At 66.1% G+C, this 18,743-nt stretch carries 18 protein-coding genes and 2 tRNA genes; 10 read left to right on the top strand and 10 right to left on the bottom strand.

Annotated elements, in window-relative coordinates:
* Window positions 1–80: 80 nt before the first annotated feature.
* A tRNA-Asn gene (locus RR42_RS14225) sits at window positions 81–156 on the top strand.
* A 203-nt stretch (window positions 157–359) separates the two neighbouring features.
* On the opposite strand, the gene RR42_RS14230 is transcribed toward RR42_RS14225, so the two are convergent.
* The 6 genes from RR42_RS14230 to RR42_RS14255 all read right to left on the bottom strand — a co-directional run bounded on the left by RR42_RS14230 (window position 360) and on the right by RR42_RS14255 (window position 6,344).
* Window positions 360–1,136 carry a tripartite tricarboxylate transporter substrate binding protein gene (locus RR42_RS14230; RefSeq protein ID WP_419188861.1) on the bottom strand — a complete coding sequence of 259 codons (777 nt, stop codon included), beginning with the start codon at window positions 1,134–1,136 and terminating at the stop codon, window positions 360–362.
* A gap of 243 nt (window positions 1,137–1,379) precedes the next feature.
* Window positions 1,380–1,661 (bottom strand): hypothetical protein, encoded by a 282-nt coding sequence (locus RR42_RS14235; RefSeq protein WP_043347959.1) that lies wholly within the window; start codon window positions 1,659–1,661, stop codon window positions 1,380–1,382.
* Window positions 1,662–1,736: 75 nt separating this feature from the next.
* A complete protein-coding gene (gene fusA / locus RR42_RS14240) occupies window positions 1,737–3,845 on the bottom strand; it encodes an elongation factor G (RefSeq protein ID WP_043352101.1) in 2,109 nt (702 codons plus the stop codon).
* A gap of 201 nt (window positions 3,846–4,046) precedes the next feature.
* On the bottom strand, window positions 4,047–4,298 hold the full coding sequence (locus RR42_RS41485; protein ID WP_043347961.1) for a penicillin acylase family protein: 252 nt from the start codon (window positions 4,296–4,298) through the stop codon (window positions 4,047–4,049).
* A gap of 95 nt (window positions 4,299–4,393) precedes the next feature.
* Window positions 4,394–5,590, bottom strand: a complete 1,197-nt coding sequence (locus RR42_RS14250; RefSeq protein WP_052494628.1) for an SDR family oxidoreductase — start codon at window positions 5,588–5,590, stop codon at window positions 4,394–4,396.
* A gap of 10 nt (window positions 5,591–5,600) precedes the next feature.
* On the bottom strand, window positions 5,601–6,344 hold the full coding sequence (locus RR42_RS14255; RefSeq protein WP_043347963.1) for a MipA/OmpV family protein: 744 nt from the start codon (window positions 6,342–6,344) through the stop codon (window positions 5,601–5,603).
* A gap of 246 nt (window positions 6,345–6,590) precedes the next feature.
* On the opposite strand from RR42_RS14255, the gene RR42_RS14260 reads away from it, so the two are divergent.
* Both RR42_RS14260 and RR42_RS14265 read left to right on the top strand, forming a co-directional pair.
* On the top strand, window positions 6,591–7,325 hold the full coding sequence (locus tag RR42_RS14260; RefSeq protein ID WP_043347964.1) for a response regulator: 735 nt from the start codon (window positions 6,591–6,593) through the stop codon (window positions 7,323–7,325).
* Complete coding sequence (locus tag RR42_RS14265) at window positions 7,326–8,654, top strand: ATP-binding protein (protein WP_043347967.1); 1,329 nt, start codon at window positions 7,326–7,328, stop codon at window positions 8,652–8,654.
* 200 nt (window positions 8,655–8,854) lie between these two features.
* On the opposite strand, the gene RR42_RS14270 is transcribed toward RR42_RS14265, so the two are convergent.
* Window positions 8,855–8,930: transfer RNA gene (locus tag RR42_RS14270), tRNA-Met, on the bottom strand.
* Window positions 8,931–9,059: 129 nt separating this feature from the next.
* Here RR42_RS14270 and RR42_RS14275 point away from each other — a divergent pair.
* Both RR42_RS14275 and rpsU read left to right on the top strand, forming a co-directional pair.
* Window positions 9,060–9,257, top strand: coding sequence for a cold-shock protein (locus RR42_RS14275; RefSeq protein ID WP_006158572.1), 198 nt, complete (start codon window positions 9,060–9,062; stop codon window positions 9,255–9,257).
* A gap of 34 nt (window positions 9,258–9,291) precedes the next feature.
* Window positions 9,292–9,504 carry a 30S ribosomal protein S21 gene (gene rpsU, locus RR42_RS14280; RefSeq protein WP_006158571.1) on the top strand — a complete coding sequence of 71 codons (213 nt, stop codon included), beginning with the start codon at window positions 9,292–9,294 and terminating at the stop codon, window positions 9,502–9,504.
* Window positions 9,505–9,894: 390 nt separating this feature from the next.
* Here rpsU and RR42_RS14285 read toward each other — a convergent pair whose 3' ends face one another.
* Together RR42_RS14285 and RR42_RS14290 are read right to left on the bottom strand one after the other, a co-directional pair.
* Complete coding sequence (locus tag RR42_RS14285; protein WP_043347971.1) at window positions 9,895–10,512, bottom strand: LysE family translocator; 618 nt, start codon at window positions 10,510–10,512, stop codon at window positions 9,895–9,897.
* 97 nt (window positions 10,513–10,609) lie between these two features.
* Complete coding sequence (locus RR42_RS14290; protein WP_043352107.1) at window positions 10,610–11,143, bottom strand: PaaI family thioesterase; 534 nt, start codon at window positions 11,141–11,143, stop codon at window positions 10,610–10,612.
* A gap of 205 nt (window positions 11,144–11,348) precedes the next feature.
* Here RR42_RS14290 and nodI point away from each other — a divergent pair, with 205 nt between their 5' ends.
* The 5 genes from nodI (at window position 11,349) to RR42_RS14315 (ending at window position 17,168) form a co-directional block, all read left to right on the top strand.
* Window positions 11,349–12,260 carry a nodulation factor ABC transporter ATP-binding protein NodI gene (gene nodI, locus RR42_RS14295; RefSeq protein WP_043352110.1) on the top strand — a complete coding sequence of 304 codons (912 nt, stop codon included), beginning with the start codon at window positions 11,349–11,351 and terminating at the stop codon, window positions 12,258–12,260.
* A gap of 18 nt (window positions 12,261–12,278) precedes the next feature.
* Window positions 12,279–13,145 (top strand): ABC transporter permease, encoded by an 867-nt coding sequence (locus tag RR42_RS14300; RefSeq protein ID WP_419188862.1) that lies wholly within the window; start codon window positions 12,279–12,281, stop codon window positions 13,143–13,145.
* A gap of 427 nt (window positions 13,146–13,572) precedes the next feature.
* Window positions 13,573–14,682 carry an efflux RND transporter periplasmic adaptor subunit gene (locus RR42_RS14305; RefSeq protein WP_082055020.1) on the top strand — a complete coding sequence of 370 codons (1,110 nt, stop codon included), beginning with the start codon at window positions 13,573–13,575 and terminating at the stop codon, window positions 14,680–14,682.
* Window positions 14,676–16,751, top strand: coding sequence for an ABC transporter permease (locus tag RR42_RS14310; RefSeq protein WP_052494630.1), 2,076 nt, complete (start codon window positions 14,676–14,678; stop codon window positions 16,749–16,751). The genes RR42_RS14305 and RR42_RS14310 overlap by 7 nt, the downstream gene beginning before the upstream one ends.
* A 186-nt stretch (window positions 16,752–16,937) precedes the next feature.
* Window positions 16,938–17,168: a hypothetical protein gene (locus RR42_RS14315; RefSeq protein WP_043352117.1), complete on the top strand. Its 231-nt coding sequence runs from the start codon at window positions 16,938–16,940 to the stop codon at window positions 17,166–17,168.
* 29 nt (window positions 17,169–17,197) lie between these two features.
* Here RR42_RS14315 and RR42_RS14320 read toward each other — a convergent pair whose 3' ends face one another.
* A complete protein-coding gene (locus RR42_RS14320) occupies window positions 17,198–18,403 on the bottom strand; it encodes an O-succinylhomoserine sulfhydrylase (RefSeq protein ID WP_043347974.1) in 1,206 nt (401 codons plus the stop codon).
* Window positions 18,404–18,743: the final 340 nt, after the last annotated feature.

Below are 18,743 nucleotides of genomic sequence, written 5' to 3' on the forward strand. Positions count from 1 at the left end.
CGCAGTACCGGCAGCAAGAAATTACAGCGCAGGTGTTGACGGATAAACGAGAAACTGGTTACAATCCTTTTCTCAGCTGTTCCCTGATAGCTCAGTTGGTAGAGCGACGGACTGTTAATCCGCAGGTCGCTGGTTCGAGCCCAGCTCGGGGAGCCAAAGAATGTGAAAGGCCCGCAAGAAATTGCGGGCCTTTTCCATTTGTGCGTCTACCTTCTTCGATGCATCGTGCTTCGGCATCGTAACGCCGCGCCCGGCGGCGGAACCGCTGCGGGTCCAAGCCCCGCAGCCGCATCCCGCCCATCCAACCTCCCCCTACTCGATCGCAATGCCGTTCTGCTTGACCAGCCGCGCCCAGCGCGTCAGCTCGGCTTGCAGGAATTGTCCGAAGGCCTGCGGGCCGCTGCCAACCGCGCCACCACCGGCGGCGGCGTGCCCTTGGGCACGAAGAAACCATTCCACTCCAGCACGTCGAAGCCCGCCAGCCCGCTTTCCACCAACGTCGGCACGTCGGGCAACGCCGGCATGCGCTTGGCGGAAGTCACCGCCAGCGCCCGCAGCTTGCCGGCCTTCACATAGTGCAAGCCCGACGCCGCGTTGGCGAAGTAGGCATCGACCTGCCCGCCCATCACGTCGGTCAGCGCCGGCGCGCCGCCTTTGTACGGCACATGCAGCAGGTCGACCTTGGCCTGGCTCTTGAGCAGTTCCCCAACCATATGCGCGGGGCTGCCGGGACCATACGACGCGTAGGTTGTCTTGCCGGGATGCTGACGAGCGTAGCCGAGAAACTCGCCAACTGTCTTGTAGGGAGCGTTGGGCGGCACCACCAGGATATTGGGCGCCGTGACCGCCAGCGAAACCGGCAGGAAATCCTTGGCCGCATCGAACGGCAGCTTGCGCAGCGCCGGATTGACAACGAAAGTGGACGCGTCGTACAGCACCACATAGCCATCGGCCGGCGCCTGCGCGACCGCCGCGGCGCCGATGGTGCCGCTCGCGCCCGGCTTGTTGTCGATCACCACCTGCTGCTTGAGCAGCACGGTCATCTGAGCGGTGATGACGCGCGCGGCGTTGTCCGCACCGCCGCCCGCCGAATAAGGCACCACGACGCGAATCGGCTTGGAGGGATAGCTATCCACGGCCTGTGCCGCGACCAACGCCGGCAGGCAAAGGAGCGCGGTGGCGAGCCATGCGGCAAGTTGCCGGCGCCGGCCGGCATGCACGGCCGGTGACGACGAGGCAAAACCCGACGGGAAGGCAGACGGAAAAGATGGCCAGAAAGAACGCACAAGCGCTGACACGCCAGCCGGCAAACCCTGCTGCATAGATTGTCTCCAGATTATTTTTGTGGCGCGGCAGGACGCCGCGCCGATGCGCGGACACTAGGCTGGCGCCTGCCCCGAAGGTTGCCCGAACAGGCCGCACTCGAGATCGCTCTCGAACTCCTCGATCCAGCCAGCCCCTTCGCTCGCATCATAGGCGCTCTGCGCGTCCGTCGCGGGGCGCCGCACGCTGATCTGGCGTTGCGCCGGGTCGCCGTCATCGGGCTGGAAGCCTTCGTCGGTGATCTCGAAGTCCTCCGTCACAAAGCCGAGCCGCGTGCACAGGGCCACGACTTCTCGTTGTTCGTCCTCGGGGAATTGGGAAAACGGATGCTTGGCCATTGCACTCTCCCGTCAAGTCGAAGCGGCGCCGCATGGCGCGCGGCGCCATTTCCCTGCCCGGCCATTCCATGCACGCTAGCGCGTGTGCCGGCTGTTGATGACTGCCTCGGCCACGCTCGCCGGGGCTTCCGTGTAGTGCTTGAACTCCATGGTGTAGGTGGCGCGCCCCTGGGTCAGTGACCGCAGCGAGGTCGAGTAGCCGAACATGGTGGCCAGCGGCACTTCTGCGCGCACCGACTTGCCGCCACCGCCAGCGATGTCCTCCATGCCGTGCACGATGCCCCGGCGCGACGACAGGTCGCCCATCACGTTGCCAGTGAATTCCTCGGGCGTCTCCACCTCCACTGCCATCATCGGCTCAAGCAGGATCGGCTTGGCGCGGCGCATGCCATCCTTGAACGCCATCGAGCCGGCCATGCGAAAGGCATTCTCGTTGGAGTCGACATCGTGATAGGAGCCGAACACCAGCGTAGCCTTGACGTCCACCACCGGATAGCCGGCCAGCACGCCCGACGCCAGCGTTTCGCGGATGCCCTTGTCCACTGCGGGAATGAACTCGCGCGGCACCACGCCGCCCTTGATGGCATCGACGAACTCATAGCCCTTGCCCGGCGCCTGCGGCGCCAGATCGAGCACCACGTGGCCGTACTGGCCGCGCCCACCGGACTGCTTGACGAACTTGCCTTCGATGTCCTTCACCCCCTGCTTGATGGTCTCGCGGTAAGCCACCTGCGGCTTGCCGACCGAGGCCTCCACGCCAAACTCGCGGCGCATGCGATCCACCAGGATTTCCAGGTGAAGCTCGCCCATGCCAGAGATGATGGTCTGGCCCGACTCCTCGTCGGTATGCACGCGGAACGAAGGGTCTTCCTGCGCCAGGCGATTCAGCGCCAGGCCCATCTTCTCCTGGTCGGCCTTGGTCTTGGGCTCGACCGCCTGCGAGATCACCGGGTCCGGGAAGCTCATGCGTTCGAGGATGATCACGTGATCGGGATCGCATAGCGTGTCACCGGTGGTGGCCTCTTTCAGCCCTACCGCCGCGGCAATGTCGCCAGCGCGCACTTCCTTGATTTCGCTGCGCACATTGGCGTGCATCTGCAGGATCCGTCCCAGCCGCTCCTTCTTTTCCTTGACCGGGTTGTAGACCGTGTCGCCGGAGTTCACCACGCCCGAGTAGACGCGGAAGAAGATCAACTGCCCGACGAAGGGATCGGTCATGATCTTGAAGGCCAGCGCAGAGAATGGCTCGTCGTCACTGGGATGGCGCTCGGCCTCCTTGTCGTCCTCGGTATGGCCGAGAATCGCGGGCACGTCCGCCGGCGACGGCAGGTAGTCGATCACCGCATCGAGCAGCGTCTGCACGCCCTTGTTCTTGAACGCGCTGCCGCACAGCATCGGCACGATCTCGTTGGCAACGGTGCGCTTGCGCAGCGCGGCCCTGATCTCGTCCTCCGTCAGCGGCTCGCCGCCGAGGTACTTGTGCAGCAGCTCATCGCTGGCTTCCGCCGCGGCCTCGACCATCTTCTCGCGCCATTCCCTGGCCAGCTCCAGCAGTTCGGGCGGCACCTCGCGGTATTCGAAGTGCAGCCCCTGGCTGGTGTCGTCCCAGACGGTCGCCTTCATCTTGACCAGGTCGATCACACCCTGGAAGCCTTCCTCGGCGCCAATCGGTATCTGGACCGGCACCGGCGTGCCCTTTAGCCGCTCGGCAATCTGCGAGCGCACCCGGAAGAAGTCCGCGCCGACGCGGTCCATCTTGTTGACAAAGGCGATGCGCGGCACCTTGTATTTGTTGGCCTGGCGCCAGACCGTTTCCGACTGCGGCTGCACGCCACCCACCGCGTCATAGACCATGCAGGCACCGTCGAGCACGCGCATCGAGCGCTCCACCTCGATCGTGAAATCCACGTGCCCGGGGGTGTCGATGATATTGATGCGATGCTCAGGATAATTGCCGGCCATCCCCTTCCAGAACGCCGTGGTGGCGGCCGAGGTAATGGTGATGCCGCGCTCCTGCTCCTGCTCCATCCAATCCATGGTGGCCGCGCCGTCGTGGACTTCGCCGATCTTGTGGTTGACCCCGGTGTAGAAGAGGATGCGTTCGGTGGTGGTGGTCTTGCCGGCGTCGATGTGCGCGCTGATACCGATGTTCCGATAGCGCTCGATGGGGGTTTTGCGGCTCACGGTGATCTCCTGGTAGGCATCACTCAAAAGAGTAACACTTCTACAGGCGCCGCATCGTAAGGTACGCCAGGCGCGGCTCGCCGGGCCGGCACGGCCAGCGCCGGCCTGCCTCGCCCCAGCTCGTGCGCCGGCAACAAGTACCGCCAACATCACGTCCGCGCCAGTGCCAGGTGGGCAGGCGCGCCGCGAGCGGGGGCCCCTTCATTGCGCGATCTGCCTCTCGCTGAAGCCAGGGTCGGCGTTGATCTGCGCGTCGGTAAATGGCAGGGCAATCCAGCGCTTGTCGGAAAAACGCTCGGCTTGGTCGGCTGCATGCGGCGACGCCGGGTCCGACGACTGCGAATAGGCAAGGAACGCTTCGGCATGTGGCCCAGCAACGCTGAACGACACCGCATGCCAGTGCCATCCACCGCATGCACCGCGCCAGCCGCAGCAGCCCCGCGACGGCAGCATCGTCCAGCTTCAGGCCGCGCGGCGTGCGGGCCGGGCATCCAGCACCATGCCTCGGCCGATGACGACGCAAGCGGCCGAGGCGCAGCGCATGCCCATCATGACTTGAAATCCCAGCTCATCTGCTCGAGGATGCCAACGCCGCGCGACGTGCGCATGCATTCGCTGACATAGTCCGTGATCGACAAGGGCTCGAAATCGATCTCCTCCCGGATGCGCCCGTTATCGAAGACATAGCCAAGCTCGGCGAAGCCCGAGTACAGCCGCAGCGCGCGCTCGATCAGGCGCCGGTTGCTGTTGCGCTCCTTGCGCGCCACGTCACTCGCCAGCGCAGGCAGTTCGCTGGCCGGGCACCTGCGGTAGGCGGGCTCGCCATCGATCGAGACCGCCTCGTCCATGGCGGCGATCACCTGCGCGATGGTGGGCGCGCGCGCGCCGGCCGAGAGATGGTAGGCATCGAAGGCTAGTTCGGGCTTGACCGCGAGCCGCAGCAGCGCCCGCGCGCAGTCGTCCACCGCGATCACGTCGATGCGGGTATGCGGGCCCGCGGTGTAGCGGCGCGACTGGTGGATGATCCGGAAGAGCCAGAAGATACTAGCTGAAGGCTGCGTGCCCAGCACGGTATGCCCCACCACGATGGAGGGACGCGCCACCACGAGCGGCAGGTCGGGGAAGCTGTTGCGCAGCAGCACCTCCACTTCCTGCTTGCTACGCGTGTAGGGCACCAGGTGGCTGAGATCGCTGGCGCCGCCATGGCCAGCATCCCGCTCGGCAATCCTCGGCCCGCGCTGCGTGCCGCAAGCCATCGCGGTGCCGACATGAATGAAGCGCTGCAAGGTTGCGCTGCCCGCGAAGCGCGAGGCGAAGCGCAACGTATCTTGCACGTTGATGCGCGTGACCTGCGCATCGGCGGAGAACGAGGCCATCGCGGCGCAGTTGATGACATGGGTGACGCCAGCAATGCGCGCCTGCGCGGCAGGCGAAAAATCGCTGTCCAGCACGCCAAGCAATATGTTGTCCTCGGTGAGCCAGTCCACCCGGCTGCGCAACAGGCCGCACTGGATGGCATTCTCGCGCAGGCGAGCCAGTGCATCTGCGGCATCCACGCCGCGCACCAGGCAGAGCAAGCGCCGCGCCAGGCCGGCGTTGATGGCAGCCACCATCACATTGCCGCCGATAAAGCCGGTAGCGCCGGTCAGCAGCAAGGAGTCGACGCCGGGCAGGCGCGTGCCGCAGGCATGCGCACGGGCGGCGAGATCCTGCGCGGGCAGGCTGGCGTGCCAATCCCACATCATGGCGTTCTCCTCAGAACGTATAGTTGATCGAGCTCATGCCGAAGTACGACTGCTTGGTCTGCACGATCGGGCTTTTCGCTGCATCTCCCAGCAGGCGTGTCGTAGCAACCAGGGTGCGCACCGACCATTCCTTGGAGAGGGTGTAGTTCCATGCGAGCGACAGCGTCGCGGCATCAAAGCCGGCCTTGGGTGCATACGCGCTGAAGGCACTGTTGGCGGCCTGCGCGTCGGTCACGCCGAACAGGGTCTGCATGTAGCGGCCCGAGCCGTAGTGCACGCTCTGACCGAGCGTCACGATGTGCGCGCCCGACTGGATCACCGGCACGACCAGGTCAATGTGTCCGCTCAGCCCGCGTTCGCGATGCGTCAGCGGCGCGTCCAGCGTCACGCTCAATGTGGCGTCGCCGTACACGCGCGCGCCGAGCTGAAACGCGCCCATCAGCGAGCCCCGGATATCACCCATGCCCTTCAGGTGATTGGAGCCAGGCAGGTCCACGCGATTCTTGTCGGTACGGCCCAGCGCGTAGCCGAGCGAGGCGGTGGCAAACATGCCATTGCCGAACTTGTAGGTATAGCCAGCGCCTTGCAGCATATCGATGAAGGCGCCGTTGCCGAAGTCGGCGCGTAGCACAGGCGCGCCGACAGCCCGGTAGTCGCGGCTTCCCGCATAGCGCGGTGCGGCGCCGGCGGCCAGGCCGACGGAATAGGTGCTTTGCGCATGCGCTGCCGGGCACAGGCTCGCCAGCGCGGCCACGAGAAGCCCGCCTTTGCACGCTGCCGGCAACCTTGCCGCGCCCCCCTGATCTCTTGTTTGCTCTTGCACGGATGCTCCGCCTTGATGTCGAAGCACGCAGATTAAGGATGGCGCGCCGGGCTGTCTGTCCTGAAATCGCGCGAAATCTTGTTCAATTGTGCAAATTTGTCTTGAAGCGTCTCCGGCACCCAATACAAGTCGTTCGCCGGATAGAATCGGCATTTTTCTGCCCCGGGGAGCCCTGTCATGAGCGATACCATGGCCAAGTACAAGGTGTTACTGGTCGAGGACGATGATCGCCTCGCACAGCTTGTCAGCGAGTATCTGGGCAACTACGAATTCGTGGTGGAGGTGGTGCGGCGCGGCGATATCGCGGTGGCCGCCGTCCAGGCCCTGCGTCCGGCGCTGGTCATCCTCGACCTGATGCTGCCGCATATGGATGGCATGGAGGTGTGCCGCGGCATTCGCGCTTTCTCGCGCGTGCCCGTGCTGATCCTGACTGCGCGCGTCGATACGTATGACCAGGTGGCAGGGCTGGAGATCGGCGCCGACGACTATGTGGTCAAGCCCATCGAGCCAAGGCTGCTGGTGGCGCGCGCCCGCGCCCTGCTACGGCGTGCCGCCGCAGAGCGGGTTGCCGAGACCGCCACGCCCGCGCAGCGGGGCCATGAGCTGGTATTCGGCGCACTGGTGATCTCGCCGCCGAACCGGCAGGTGACATGGCGCGGGCAAGAGGTGGACCTGAAGACCACCGAGTTCAACCTGCTGCTGATCCTGGCGCGCGCCGCCGGCACCGTGCTGAGCCGCGACGACATCCTCAAGGCATTGCGCGGCATCGAGTTCGATGGCATCGACCGCACCGTCGACTCCGGCATCTCGCGGCTGCGCCGCCGCTTCGAGGATGCCTCGCCCGAGCCGCACAAGATCAAGACCATCTGGGGCCGCGGCTACCTGTTCAGCCCGTCGGCATGGGAGGAATGAATGGTCCGCTCGCTACTCAAGCTCTATCTGCTGGTGATCCTGGCAGCGGCCGGCGCGGTGACTGTCATCGACAACACGTTTATCCCGCTGTTCCATGAACATTTCACCGAGACCGAACGCGAAAGCCGCAAGGGTTATGCCTTTACGCTCTCCCAATTCCTCGGGCCGCAACAGGGTCCCGAGCGCGAAGCCGCGCTTTCCATCCTGCAAGAACACTCGCGCGAGACGTTTGACCTGGTCGACGCCGCCAGCCTGACGCATCTCGATGCACAGCAGCGCAGCGACCTTGCCACCGGCAAACTGGTGCTAAGCCAGGACGCCAAGCACTACTACCTGCCGCTGCGCGATGGCCAGATCCTGCACGCGTACAGCGTGGAAGACGACCACACCAACATCTCGGTGCTGGCCTACGGCTTGATCGCCCTTGCCACCTTGCTGTCGATCATCGCCTGGGTGTGGTACCACTGGCGCGACCTGGACAAGCTGCAGCAGGCGGCAAGGGATTTCGGCAACGGCAAGCTGTCGACCCGGGCCAACCTGCCCCGGCGCTCCAACATCTCCGCACTCGCCAGGCAATTCAATGAGATGGCCGAACAGATTGAAGCCTCGATCGTGCACCAGCGCGAAATGATGCACGGCATCTCGCACGAGCTGAAGACGCCGATCGCACGGCTGGAGTTCGGCATCGCGCTGCTGCAGTCGGCCGGCACTGGCGAAGCGGAACAGGCGCGCCAGGTATTGCGGCTGGAGGACTTGCGCCGCGACGTGCGCGAGCTCGACGAGCTGGTCACCGAGCTGCTGACGCTAGGCCAGCTCGAGCAAGGCGCGGCGCCGATGATGCTGATGCGCGTATCAGTGAGTGAGCTGATCGACAGTGTCGCGGCCAGCGTGGCCGATGAGGTGGCGGATAACAAGCTCACGCTCTCGGCCTACGCCAGCGGCCCTGCGCCCCACCACGTCTGCGATCCACGGCTGGCGGCGCGGGCGCTGCTCAACCTCTGCCGCAACGCCACCCGCTACGCGCGCAGCGCCATCCACCTGCACGCCGAGACCGACGCGGCAGGCACCTTGACCCTGACGGTGGAGGACGATGGCCCCGGCATTGCGCCAGAGGAGCGCGCCCGCATTTTCGAGCCCTTCCACAGGCCCGATTCCAGCCGCAACCGTCATACCGGGGGGTTCGGCCTGGGGCTGGCCATTGTGCGGCGCATCGCGCTGCTGCATGGCGGCCAAGTCAGGCTGGACAGCAGCAGCGAAGGCGGCGCGCGCTTCGTGATCAGCTTGCCAAGCATGGACGAGCCCGCCATGCCCGGCAAGCCGGCGAGTTGAGGAGCCGCCCCCCATGAAATGGTCGACGATCGTTACCGTGCTGCTTGCGTGGATGGCCGCCTGCGCCTGCGCCGGCTGGCTGGCGATGGCGTTTTCCGGTCTGGCGGCGCAGTGATGGCGCGGTAGTGACGGAAGCTGCCCGCGCAACAAAACAAAAAGCCTGCCGGGACTCCGGGCAGGCTTTTTAGTAGAATACGGTCTGGTTGCGGAGGCAGGACTTGAACCTGCGACCTTCGGGTTATGAGCCCGACGAGCTGCCAACTGCTCCACCCCGCGTCAGAGGGGCGTACTATACGCCACCTTGACGGATTTGCATAGCTTTTCCGGCGCGCTTTCTTGACAGCGTTTACGTAAACGTGTAAAAGCAAGTGGGCGCATTCTTTGCGCTCAAAAAAGGATTTTTCCATGGAAACTGGTACCGTCAAGTTCTTCAACGCCCAGAAGGGTTTTGGCTTCATCACCCCGGACGCTGGTGGCAAGGACTTGTTCGTCCACATCTCTCAGGTTCGCGGGGGTGCTCCGCTGCAAGATAACCAGCGAGTGCAATACCAGTCGCAACAGGGCAAGAAGGGTCCTGAAGCGGCCAATGTTTCCCCCGTTTGAACCCGCCGCTTTGCGGCAATGCTAAAGGACAGAATTGACTAAGATCGTCTTGAAACCAGGTGAGCCCGTTGAAGTTGCAATGCGGCGTTTCCGTCGGGCCATCCTCCAGACCGGCCTGATCGTTGAACTCAAGAGCCGTACCGCTTACGAGAAGCCCACGACCGAGCGCAAGCGCAAGAAGAAAGCCGCGGAATCGCGCCTTCGCAAACGCCTGCGCATGCAGATGTTGCCGAAGAAGATGTACTGATTCGGCACAGCAAGCGGCGAGCGCGCTTCGACGCGTTTCTGCCGCAGGCCGTATAAATCCGCCAGTCATTGCCTGGCGGATTTTCTTGTTTTAGCGGCGCCGTCGGATGTCCGGCCCTTCGTGGCCTGACAACCGCCGACCGGCCCTGATACCGCCCTGCCCATCGCTCCAATCGGACCGAGCGCGGCCGGCGCTATGCTTGCGTTCGCCCTTTGTGTGCGACACAGCCAGCACTTTTACTCCTCTCTTCGTCATTTAATGGCTCCAGACGCGCGTATGCGCTGCTGCCGCATTGTCTCGCGTTAAAGCTACGGCACTTGCCGCTGCGACTGGCAAGATAACAGGCCGCACGATGCGTGGCGGCCCGATTGGCCAGCAACTCCCCCTGCGTCAGCTGCGCACCGCAATCAGCGCGCCCGCGCCAATCAACGTGATGCCGCCCGCGCGCTGTACATTGGCCTGGGCACGCTGTGTGGTAAGGCGCTTGGCCAGCGCGCGCGCCAGCAGCGCGTAGACAGCGGCGTTGGCGCTCGCCATGACCACGAAGGTGGGAATCAGCACCACGGCCTGCGGCCAGAAGGCCAGGCGCGCGTCAAGGAACTGCGGCACGAAGGCCACGAAGAACACGATGCTCTTGGGATTGAGCGCGGTGACCAGCCATGCCTTGGCAAAGCGCTGGCGGCTGCTCCCCGACTGTGCCGTGACCGCCATGGCGCCGGCACGCGAGGCGCCGCGCAAGGCCTGGATGCCCAGGTAGACGAGGTAAGCCGCACCGGCCCACTTCAACGCCGTGAACAAGGCCGCCGAGGTGGCCAGCACCGCGCCGAGGCCGGCCATCGACAGCGTGAACGCGGTCAGGTCGCCCGCGGCAACGCCAGCCACGGTGGCATAGGCGGAGCGGCCACGATGAGCAAGCGCATCGCCGATCACCAGCAGGATGGTCGGGCCGGGAATGATCAGGACGACGATACTTGTCAACACAAAAGCCAGCCAGTGTTCGAATGACATTGCGACTCCAGGTTTCATTGATTGGGCACCCTGCGGGTGGCGCATCAGTATAAGCAACGCGGCTTGCCGGTGACAGGGGCGCCGGCCCTGCCACGTATCAACCAGCCGGCATCGGAAAAACCAGACAGGTGGTAGTGGCGTAAGCGTAGAGCTTGCCCTGCGTGTCGACGATGCGGCCCTCGGCAATCCCGATCTGCGTGGTCAGGCTGATGACCTTGCCCTCCGCGCGAATCGGGCCGGTCTTGGCGGTCAGCGGGCGCACGTAGTTCACCTTCAGCTCCAGGGTGGTGTAGCCCTTGCCGGGCGGCAGCATGGTGTGGACAGCGCAACCCACGCAGGAATCGAGCAAGGTCGCAGCATAGCCCCCGTGCACGCTGCCGATCGGGTTGTAGTGCTGCGGGCCGGGTGTGCCCTGGAAGACGAAGCGTCCCGCGTCGAACTCCACCGGGAAGAAGTCCATCAGTTGCGCAATCGGCGCACCGGGCAGCTTGCCGGCCAGCATGTCCTCGAAGAACTGCAGCCCGGCACGTTCGCTCAACTGCGCGAGCGTCGCCACGCCCGGGCCTCCCAGCCTGGCGCGCGCCAGTCGTTCCGCTTCCTGCCACTGTGCCAACGTGTCTTGCGCACTCATCTGCTTTGTCTCCATGATCCGCTCTGATCTGCTTTTTTTGTGTCCCATGCACGCAGCAACGTTTGCCGGCATGCGCGCCCCGACGCGAACCAGCAAGATAACCGCATCCGCGAATTCTTGCTGCAGCGCGCCACAGAGCATCCGCGCAGCTGCCTGCATAATGATGGATATTGCGCCCGCGGCGCGCCCAACTCCCGTCCCTGCCTTGACTGCCATTCTTGAACTACGCAATGTAAGCAAGCAATACGGCGACACCGTCGTGGTCGACGATCTCAGCCTGAGCGTGCAACGCGGCCAGTGCTTCGGCCTGCTGGGCCCCAACGGTGCCGGCAAGACCACCACGCTGCGTTTGCTGCTGGGACTGACCACGCCGGCGTCCGGCACGCTCACGCTGTGCGGCGAGCCGATTCCACAACGTGCGCCGCAGGCCCGCATGCGGGTGGGCGTGGTGCCGCAGTTCGATAACCTCGATCCCGATTTCACCGTGGTGGAGAATCTGCGCATCTTTGGCCGTTACTTCGGCCTGGAGCGCGCCGTGATCGAGGCGCGCGTGCCGGCGCTGCTGGAATTCGCGCGGCTGGAGAGCCGTGCCAAGGCACAGGTCAGAGACCTGTCGGGCGGCATGCGCCGGCGCCTGACGGTGGCACGCGCCTTGATCAACGACCCCGACCTGCTGGTGATGGACGAGCCCACCACCGGGCTGGACCCGCAGGCGCGCCACCTGATCTGGGAGCGCCTGAAGTCGCTGCTGGCCAACGGCAAGACCATCCTGCTGACCACGCACTTCATGGAAGAAGCCGAGCGCCTGTGCAACTACCTGTGCGTGATCGACAGCGGCCGCAAGATCGCCGAAGGCAAGCCACATGAACTGATCGACAGCCAGATCGGCTGCGACGTGGTGGAAGTGTATGGCGACAACCTGGAGCCCCTGCGCGGCGAGCTGCACCCGCTTGCGACGCGCACCGAGATGAGCGGCGAGACGCTGTTTTGCTACGTCAAGGAGCCCGCGCCGTTGCTGGCGGCGCTGCACGGCCGCAGCGGCGTGCGTTACCTGCACCGCCCTGCCAACCTGGAAGACGTCTTCCTCAAGCTGACCGGCCGCGAGATGCGGGACTGAGGCCAGACCGACTACGGAATGAACATGAGCGAACAAGACCCCCGCCCCACCGTCGCGCCGGCCGCCGCCACCGCGGCGCACCCGGGCGCCGCGCCGCGGCAGCATTACCCGCAGCCGCTGCTGCCGATGAACATGCGCAACTGGACCATGGTCTGGTACCGCAACTTCATGGTGTGGAAGAAGCTGGCGATTCCCTCGATGATCGGCAACCTGGCCGACCCGATGATTTACCTGTTCGGGCTTGGCCTCGGACTCGGCCTGCTGGTGGGACAGGTCAACGGCGTGTCCTACATCGCCTTTCTCGCAGCCGGCACCACGGCGTCCAGCGTGATGATGTCGGCGAGCTTCGAGTCGATGTATTCCGCCTTCTCGCGCATGCATGTGCAGCGCACCTGGGAGGCCATCATGCATGCGCCGCTGACACTCGGCGACGTGGTGCTGGGCGAGATCATGTGGGCCGCTAGCAAGGCGGTGCTGTCTGGCATGGCCATCATGCTGGTGGCCGGCGCGCTGGGTTATGCGCAGTTGCCGGGCGCGTTGCTGGCGCTGCCCGTGATCGTGCTGGCGGGCATCGCGTTTGCCAGCCTGGCCATGATCGTCACGGCGCTGGCGCCCAGCTACGACTTTTTCATGTTCTACCAGACGCTGGTGATGACGCCGATGCTGCTGCTCTCTGGCGTTTTCTTCCCGCTGGAGCAATTGCCCGCGGGCGCGCAGGCCGCCACCCAGGTGCTGCCGCTAGCGCATGCGGTGGCGTTGATCCGCCCCATCATGCTGGGGCGCCCGGTCGAGAACCTGGTGCTGCACCTGATCGTGCTCGGCGCCTACGCTGCCGTGGCGCTGGTGGTGGCGCTGATGCTGCTGCGCCGGCGGCTGCTGCGCTGAGGTTGCGGCAAAGGGAAGGACTACCGCAAGCGCCCGTGCCGGACATGCATCCTGCCGCGGGACGGGCTGACAAGCCACCCGCGCCTTCCGTTCTGTTTATGTTGCCCTACGGCTTGTGTTGCTGATCGTGCACCCTGCTACAATGCGAACGATTATCGTTTAGATCGTCATTCCATCGCGCAGGTGAGCAGCTTATGCCGGCAGGCAACACATCGCTAGACCTCCATTCCCTCCATTACCGCGACCACCACGGCAGGCGCCATGACTGGCGCTGCGCCGCCCTCGCTCGCCTGGACGTGCCGCACGCCACCAACAACTGCCTGGAGACAGCACCGTGAACCGCACCCACCGCTTGCGCCCCTCCCCGCGCGCGCTTCGGCGCGGCGCGCTCGTGCTGCTGGTCGCCGGCGCCGCCAGCGCGCTGTGGATGGCGCAGCGCCCGGCCGTCGACTACGTCACCGTGCCGGTGGCGCGCGGCGACGTCGAGGCCATCGTCAATGCCATCGGCACACTGCAGCCGCGCCGCTATGTGGACGTGGGCGCCCAGGTCTCCGGGCAGATCCTGCGCCTGCACGCGCAGCCCGGCGCGGTGGTCGACAAGGGCAGCCTGCTGCTGGAGATCGACCCGAGCGTGCAGCGCGCCACGGTGGATGGCGGCCGTGCCGCGCTCGCGGGACTGCGCGCGCAGCTGGCCGACCAGTTGGCGCAGCACCGGCTGGCGGGCCGGCAACTGGCGCGTCAGAAGGCCATGGCTGCCGACGGCGCCACCCGCGACGAAGACCTGCAGGTTGCCGAAGCTGCCTTCGACTCCGCCGCGGCCAAGCTCGACCGGCTGCGTGCGCAGATTGCCGAGACCCAGGCCTCGCAGCGTGCCGAGCAAGCGCGCCTGGGCTATACGCGCGTCTACGCGCCGATGGGCGGCACGGTGGTGTCCGTCGAGGCGCGCGAGGGCCAGACCCTCAACGCCACCTATCAAACCCCTAACGTGCTGCGCATTGCCGACCTATCCGGCATGACGGTATGGACCGAGGTGTCCGAGGCCGATATCGCGCGCGTGCGGCCCGGTATGCCGGTGTACTTCACCACGCTGGGCAGCAACGACCAAGGGTCGCCACGCCGCTGGACCGGCGCCGTGCGCCAGGTGCTGCCGGCCCCGCCCAAGGGGGCCAACGCGGCAGCCAGCGGCGAAGGCAATGCCGCCGCCGCGGCCACCAAGGCGGTGGTCTACACCGTGCTGTTTGATGTCGACAACGCGGACGGCGCGCTGATGCCGCAGATGACGGCACAGGTGTCCTTCGTCGCCGCGCACGCGCGCAACGTCGTCTCCGTGCCGCTGGCGGGGCTGACGGCCAGCGAGGACGCGCCCGGCATCTTTGCGGCGCGCGTGCTCGATGCGAACGGCACGCCGCAGGCGCGCCGCGTGCGCGTCGGGGTGCGCAGCCGCCATCTGGCCGAGGTGCGCGAGGGCCTGCGTGACGGCGACCGGCTGGTCACCGGCGAGCGCGATCGCGACGGTGTGCGGTGGCTGAAATGGTGAGCACCGCCGACATCGACAGCAGCATAACCGGCACGAACAGCGCGAACGGGCCGCCGCTGATTTCGCTGCGCGGCGTACGCAAGCGCTACGGCGGCGCCGGCAGAGGCAGCGCCGCGCACGGCAACCAGCCGCCCGCAGTTGAGGTGCTGCACGGCATCGACCTGGACATCCATGCCGGCGAGTTTGTCGCCATCGTCGGTGCTTCCGGCTCGGGCAAGTCCACGCTGATGCATCTGCTGGGCTGCCTGGACCGGCCCAGCGCTGGCACCTATCACTTCAACGGGCACGATGTGGCCAGCCTGGATGCCGATGCGCTCGCCTGGCTGCGGCGCGAGGCATTCGGCTTCGTGTTCCAGGGATACCATCTGGTCGCCACCGACTCCGCCAGCGAGAACGTGCAGGTGCCGGCCGTCTACGCCGGACTGCCCGAGGCTGGGCGCGCCGCGCGCGCGGCCGCGCTGCTCACGCGCCTGGGCATGGAGGACAAGCTTCACCATCGCCCCAGCCAGTTGTCCGGCGGCCAGCAGCAGCGCGTGTCGATCGCACGCGCGCTGATGAACGGCGGACGCATCATCCTGGCCGACGAGCCTACCGGTGCGCTCGACAGCAAGAGCGGCGCGCAGGTCATGGCGCTGCTGCGTGAGCTGGCCGCTGCCGGACACACGGTGATCCTCATTACCCACGACCGCGGCGTGGCGGCGCAGGCCAGGCGCGTGATCGAGATCCGCGATGGCTGCATCGTCGCCGACAACGCGGGAGAAGCCGCCCAAGTGACTGCGCGTAGCGACACGGCCGTCCTGCCGGCATTGCCCATGTTGCCCGCATTGCCCGCATTGCAGATACCTGGCAGGACACACGCCGATGGCGGGGCCACGCTGCTGACCGACATCCGCGAGGCCGCGCGCACCGCCTGGCGTGGCATGCGGCTGAACCGCGTGCGCACCGGGCTGACCCTGCTTGGCATCATCATTGGCGTGGCGTCGGTGATCGTGATGCTGGCCGTAGGCGAAGGCGCGCGCCAGCGCGTGATGGCGCAGATGGGCACGCTGGGCACCACCATCATGTACCTGGGCAGCCGCCCTCCTCCCACCGGCGGGCCCGCCGGCCAGCTGACGCCGGAGGACCTGGAGGCCATTGCCGTGCTGCCCTCGATCCATAGCGTGATGCCGGTGATCGGCGACCCCATCACCGTGCGCCGCGGCAACGCTGAGCGCCAGCTCTACGTGTTCGCCGCCAGCGAGGAAATGCCGGCAGTGCATCACTGGCAGGTGGCGCAAGGCCGCTACTACACTGCGGCCGAGGACCGCAACCTCGCGCCGCTGGTGGTGCTGGGCCACAAGGCGCGCGAGCACTTCTTCGCCGGCATGGCAAACCCGCTCGGCCAGCAGTTGCTGATCGGCAATTCGCCGTTCGAGGTCATCGGCGTGATGGCCGAGCGCGGCGCCGACTCTGGCGCGCAGGACTACGACAACATGGTCTTCATCCCCTACCAGGCAGGCCGCGCCCGCGTCTACCAGGCGCAGACGCAGCCCGACTATGTCGTGGTGCAGGCCGCCTCGTCGGCGCAGGTGCATGCCGCCGAAGCGGCCATGCATGCACTGCTGCTGGCCCGGCACGGCGGGCGCGAGGACTTTTCCATCGGCAATGCCGCCGCACGCCTGCAGGCCGAGGTAGCCACGCGCCGCAGCATGTCGATGATGCTGGGGCTGATCGCGGCGGTATCGCTGCTGGTGGGCGGCATCGGCGTGATGAACGTGATGCTGATGACCGTACGCGAGCGCACCCGCGAGATCGGCATCCGCATGGCCGCCGGCGCGCGCCAGCGCGACATCCTGCGGCAATTCCTGACGGAGGCCACCATGGTCACCGTGATGGGCGGCGCGGTTGGCCTCGCCGCCGGCCTGCTGGTGGGAGCGGCGCTGATCGCGGCGGGCGTGCCGACGGTATTTTCCGTGTCGGCCATGGCGGGCGCTTTCGGCTGCGCGGTGGCGACCGGGCTGGTGTTCGGCTACATGCCGGCACGCACCGCGGCGCGGCTGGATCCGGTGGTGGCGCTGGCGGGCGAATAGCGGTAGTGAGCGGCCCTGGGGAGAGTATGATGCCGGGCACGGCGCAAGGTGTCCGGTGTACCTGGAGACCTGAGGCCGGCCGCCCACATCACCTCCACCGTCCCGCAAGCGCGAGCAGTGTCCATGCCATTTCCAATGTACGTACGCGTCGCGCCAGCGAAGAAAGAGCCGCAGGAGAGCCGCGTCATGCGCGCTGCTGCAACGTTGGCCGCTTTGAGCCTGTGCGGCGCAATGGCCGCTTGCAGCGTGGTTGGCGCCACTGTGGCGGTGGGCAGTGCCGCTGTCTCTACCGTGGCCACGGTTGGCTCCGCGGCAGTGAGCGTGGGATCGACCGTGGTCGAGACGACCTACGACGTGACCAAGGCCGGGGTCAAGGCCGTGGCCGGCAGCAGCGACGACGCCGCGCCGGCGCACTGAGCGCTCGGGCGCCTTGGCGCCCTGATGCTTTAGCCCTGCAGGCCGCGCAGCAAGTCCGCCTTCAGGTCCGCTACCGATTCGAGGCCGACAGCCAGGCGGATCAGCCCTTCGCTGATGCCCGCAGCCGCCTTGGCCTGCGGGCTGACGCGTCCATGCGTGGTCGTGTAGGGATGGGTCACGGTGGTGCGCGTATCGCCCAGGTTGCCGGTGATCGAGCACACGCGCGTGTTGTCGATCACGCGCCAGGCATTGGCCCGCTGCTGCTCCGGGGTATCCCCCTTGAGTTCGAACGACACGATGGCGCCGCCGCCGCTTTGCTGGCGCTGGGCCACCTCGTACTGCGGGTGGGACTTCAGCGCCGGGTGATAGACGCGCGCAACCGCCGGATGCGACTCCAGGAACTCGGCCAGTGCCAGCGCGCTCTGGCTGTGGCGCTCCATGCGGATCGCCAGCGTTTCCATGCCCTTGAGCAGCACCCAGGCGTTGAATGCCGACAGCGTCGGCCCGGCCGTGCGCACGAAGGGGAACACCTTGCCCATGATGAAATCGTGCGAGCCCAGCACCGCGCCGCCCAGCACGCGGCCCTGCCCGTCGATATGCTTGGTGGCCGAGTGGACCACGATATCGGCGCCGAATTTCATCGGCTGCTGCAACGCCGGCGAACAGAAGCAGTTATCGACCACCAGCAGCGCGCCAGCGTTGTGGGCAATGTCCGCCACCGCGGCGATGTCGGCCACTTCGGTGAGCGGATTGGACGGCGTTTCCAGGAAGAACAGCTTGGTGTTCGGCTTGACTGCCGCGCGCCAGGCCGCCAGGTCGGTGCCATCCACAAAGGTGGTTTCCACGCCGAATTTGGCGAAGATGTTGGAGAACAGCGTCATCGTGGAGCCGAAGATGGCGCGCGAGCTGACCAGGTGATCGCCCGCTTGCATCGCAGACATCACGATCGACATGATCGCGCTCATCCCGGATGCGGTTGCCATGCACGCCTCGGCGCCTTCCAGCGCCGCCAGGCGGCTCTGGAACATCGCTACCGTGGGGTTGGTGAAGCGCGAGTAGGTGAAGCCCGACTCCGAATTGGCGAAGCGCTCCGCGGCCTCGGCAGCGCTGTTGAAGCAGAAGCTGGAGGTCAGGTACATCGCCTCCGAGTGCTCCATGAACTCGCTGCGCATGGTGCCGGCGCGCACGCCAAGCGTATCGATGCCGAGGGAGTCGAGGGGAAGCGGTTCGTTCATGATGGGGAGGCGGTGGTACCCGCGCGGTTATCCGTGTAAGTGGTGGTAGCCTGGCTGCCCCGGTTGCGCGCCGGCGGCAGCAATGAAAAAGCCCGTGCGATCCTTGGCCGGGGGCCGAATCGACGGGCTGCTTGTGTTCGTTGGGATAAGCCCCGCGCCGCGGCGGGAATCCGGCTTGCCAATGTGCCTGTGGTGCGCACAACCGGGAAGCCGGCGTTCCGCTTTAGCTGTTTCGGGCATTTCCCTGTGACGGGCAATTTCCTGTTCCGCGAGCAATGATCAACAACAACGATCAACCCATCGCTCCGGCAGTACCCGCGTCCGCAAGCTGACAATCAAA

The sequence above is a fragment of the Cupriavidus basilensis genome (assembly GCF_000832305.1).
Classification (GTDB): Bacteria; Pseudomonadota; Gammaproteobacteria; order Burkholderiales; family Burkholderiaceae; genus Cupriavidus; species Cupriavidus basilensis_F.